At 66.5% G+C, this 3,479-nt stretch carries 4 protein-coding genes; 2 read left to right on the top strand and 2 right to left on the bottom strand.

Annotated features, from left to right (window positions below):
- The coding region (locus tag KDB67_RS07830; RefSeq protein ID WP_291014477.1) for a lipase family protein at positions 1-1,121 on the bottom strand (1,121 nt) is incomplete at its 3' end.
- Positions 1,122-1,185: 64 nt separating this feature from the next.
- Between KDB67_RS07830 and KDB67_RS07825 the strand changes: the two genes are divergently transcribed.
- Entirely contained in the window at positions 1,186-2,016 is an 831-nt protein-coding gene (locus KDB67_RS07825; protein ID WP_291014475.1) for an aldo/keto reductase, read from the top strand.
- Positions 2,017-2,097: 81 nt separating this feature from the next.
- The gene (locus tag KDB67_RS07820) at positions 2,098-2,556 is read left to right on the top strand and encodes a GtrA family protein (RefSeq protein WP_291014482.1); all 459 of its coding nucleotides are present in this window, start codon (positions 2,098-2,100) and stop codon (positions 2,554-2,556) included.
- A 4-nt stretch (positions 2,557-2,560) separates the two neighbouring features.
- Here the strand turns inward: KDB67_RS07820 and KDB67_RS07815 are convergent, their stop codons facing one another.
- The gene (locus KDB67_RS07815; protein WP_291014479.1) at positions 2,561-3,433 is read right to left on the bottom strand and encodes a TIGR03619 family F420-dependent LLM class oxidoreductase; all 873 of its coding nucleotides are present in this window, start codon (positions 3,431-3,433) and stop codon (positions 2,561-2,563) included.
- Between the last annotated feature and the right edge of the window lie 46 nt (positions 3,434-3,479).

Raw genomic sequence — 3,479 nt, 5'->3', positions numbered from 1 at the left:
GCCGAGGGGGCGGGGACGTCCTTGTCGAGCAGTCCCTGGCCGAGGAAGATCGGCCGGTCGTAGCCCCTGTACGGCGTGCCCATGTATTCGGTGAGCGCGGCCCGGACGTTCGGCAGGCTCGACAACGGCTTGCTGAACATCGCACTGGCCTTTACACCGTCCATCTTCGGGCTCAGTTCGCTGTAGCAGAGTTCGGTGGCCTGCTTGAGCACGCGTTTGCCGAGCGGGGTGAGTACGCCGTCGACGTCGAGGTCCGGTCGGGCGTCGGCGAATCCGGCGAGGATGTAGGCGGTGTAGGCGTTGAGCGCGGCGGGCAGGGTGATCGGCGGGAAGCCGGGGCCGGCGAGCGCCACGATCTGCTCGATGTTGGCGGGGGTACCGGTGGCGACCACCCCGCGGTAGTCCAGTCCGCTGCCCGCGGAGAACGCGGTCGCGTGACGTGCCCCGGCCAGGGCGGCGCCGGCGCCCTGGGACTGGCCGACGATTGCCCACTTGCGGGCCAGCGGTAGACCCAGCTGCCGGGCCGCCTTCACCGAGTCGACGATGGAGTGCGCCTCGGTGGGTCCGTTGAGGTAGCTCATGAGCCCGGGCGTGCCGAGGCCGACGTAGTCGGTGGCGACGATCGCGTACCCCTGCTTGAGCCAGTGCGCCAGATAGGCCGTATCGCGCGGGATACGCGGATATGTCGACGGCGCGCAGTTGTCGCCGAGTCCGGTGGTGCCATGCGCCCACGCGACGACCGGCCAGCCGCCTGCCGGTGCGGTGCCGGCGGGCACGAACACGGCGGCGGTACTGACCGCATTCTTGCCGTGCACGTCGGGCGTCGAGTACAGGAAGCGTTGCGCCCGTGCGGTATTGGGTACCCACAGCTTCTTGTCGAGGGCGACGTCGCGGATGAGTGTGCCCGACCTGGCCGGGATCGGACCCGCGTAGCCGCGGACATCCATGCCCGACCAGCTGTGGTACTCGGGTTCGTCGGCCGCCGCGGTGCCGGCACCCAGGCCCCCGCCCAGACCCACGGCCAGGGCCGCGACCACCGCACATGCCCCGGTGGTCAGCCCGGTTCGCCGGCGAGAGCCGAACACCGTCGGACGTCGGAGAAGAGTGCGCGAGCGGTTCATCTGTTCGAGGGTATAAGAGCCGGTTGTGCCGCGTATGCAGCAGGTGACCAGTATCGTTGGCCCGGTGGAAATGCCGACAGTTGCGCTCAACAACGGGTATTCGATCCCACTGGTCGGGCTCGGGACCTACGCCATGCTCGGGCGCCCCTGTATCAGGTCGGTGTCGACGGCGCTGCGCAATGGATATCGCCTCATCGACACGGCCACCAGGTACAGCAACGAACTCGCCGTCGGGATGGGTATGACCGCATCGGCGGTGTCCCGCAACGACATTGTGGTGCAGACCAAGCTGTCCGGCGGCGATCACGGTTTCGACGAGGCGATCAACGCGGCCAAGGAGAGTGCACGCCGGCTCGGCGTCGACCATCTCGACATCTACATGATTCATTGGCCGTGCCCGTCGCTGGGCAAGACCGTCGACACCTGGAAGGCGTTGCTGACGCTGGTCGACGAGGGTTATGTGCGGGTGGCCGGGGTGTCCAATTTCAAACGGCATCACCTGCAGACGCTGTACGACGAGACGGGCCGGTGGCCGGCTCTCAACCAGATCCAGTGCTCACCCGTGCTGCAACGTACCGAGTTGCGGGAGTTCATGGCCGACAAGGGTATTCACGCCCAGGCGTGGCATCCGACGGGCAGCAAGGAGGGGCTGCTCAGTGATCCGTCGGTCATTGCGCTGGCCCGCAAATACGGCAAGTCGCCCACCCAGATCGCTCTCAAATGGGCTGTCACACATGGCATCAGCATCGTCCCCAAGTCGTCGCACGAGGGCAGGCAGATCGAGAACGCCGACCTGTTCGACTTCGAGTACGACTCCGACGACCTGACCGCGCTCGCCGCGCTCGACCGGGGTGAGCCGGCCGCCCGCGACTCCGATATCGACGAAGAATTCTGAGTACGCGCTAGGGTTGTCGCCGTGTCACACCCCGAATCCGGCAAGAGCCACCACGAGGACTTCTCGACGCGGCATGCGCCGATGCCGATCGAGATCCCCGTGGACGATGAAGAGGCCGGGCGAGCCCAGCGAGGGGGGATGTCACAGACTGACGTCGATCTGAAAACGCAGCTGGTCCGGTTCGTGGTGACCGGTGCCGGGTCGGGTGCCCTCGACTTCGGCCTGACATACCTGTTGCAGGCGGCCGTCGGGCTCGACCCGTGGCTGGCCAAGACGATCGGGTTCATCGTCGGCACCACCACCGCGTACCTGATCAACCGGCGCTGGACGTTCCGGGCCGAGCCGAGCGCGGCCCGGTTCATCGCCGTGATGTGCCTGTACCTGGTCACCTTCGCCGTCAACGTCGGTCTGTACGCGCTGTTCGTGCACCTGTGGCCGGACGGTTTCATCTACGCGCTCCTGGCCTACGGCATCGCCCAGGGCACCGCCACGGTCATCAACTTCGTGGTGCAGCGCGCGGTGATCTTCAAGATCGGCTGACGCCTCACACCTTCGCGATCACGTTGTCGGCGTACCAGTTCAGGTGGTCGATCTTCTTCTGCAAAGGTTCGGTGTCCGGGCCTTTGCTGTAGGGCACGCGGAAGCCCACGATGACGTCGGTGATGCCCTTGTCCTCCAGCCGTTTCACGCCGTCGACGGTGTAGGCGTCGAGGGAGATGACGTGAATCTCGAAGGGGTCGTTGAGTTTTCCCTCGGCCTTGCGGATGTCGGCGATCTTGTCGAGGAGGGCGTCGAGTTCGTCGCCGGACCCGCCGCCGTGCATCCAGCCGTCGCCGCGGATCACGGCCCGGCGCAGCGCGGCGTCGGCGTGGCCGCCGACGAGCAGCGGGATGGGTTCGGTGGGCGCGGGGGTCATCTTGATGCGCGGGATGTCGTAGAACTCGCCGTGGAATTCGAAGTATTCGCCGGTGGTCAGGCCGGCGATGATGTCCATGCATTCGTCCATGCGTTTGCCGCGGCGGGCGAAGTCGACGCCCATGATGTCGTAGTCCTCCGGCCACGGGCTGGTGCCCACGCCCAGTGCGAGCCGGTTGCCGGTCAGATACGCGACCGACGAGGCCTGCTTGGCAACGAGCGCCGGCGGGCGGACGGGCAGTTTCAGCACGAACGGGGTGAACCGAATCGTGGAGGTCACCGCACCCAGTGCGGCCGCCATGATGAACGTCTCGATGAACGCCTTGTCCTCGAGGAACTCGCGGTCGCCGTCCTCGGTGTACGGGTACTTGGCGTCGGACTGCTCGGGGTAGGCGAGGGAGTCGGGGATGGTGAACCCGGCGAATCCGGCCTGCTCGGCGGCCTGCGCGAGGGGTGCGTAGTAGGCGGGGTCGGTCATCGCTTCGGCGAAGGTGAATCGCATACCCGATACTAGAACACGTTCTAGTTTCTCGGCCAGGAGTTGAGAT

The sequence above is a fragment of the Gordonia sp. (in: high G+C Gram-positive bacteria) genome, assembly GCF_020438995.1.
In the GTDB taxonomy this organism is placed as follows: domain Bacteria; phylum Actinomycetota; class Actinomycetes; order Mycobacteriales; family Mycobacteriaceae; genus Gordonia.
This window is presented reverse-complemented; position numbering and strand designations above follow the sequence as displayed.

What these genes read in the sequence shown, in the direction of transcription:
- KDB67_RS07820 (WP_291014482.1), top strand. Translation starts at nt 2,098, where the DNA reads ATGCCGATCGAGATCCCCGTGGACGATGAAGAGGCCGGGCGAGCCCAG.
- KDB67_RS07815 (WP_291014479.1), bottom strand. Translation starts at nt 3,433, where the DNA reads ATGCGATTCACCTTCGCCGAAGCGATGACCGACCCCGCCTACTACGCA.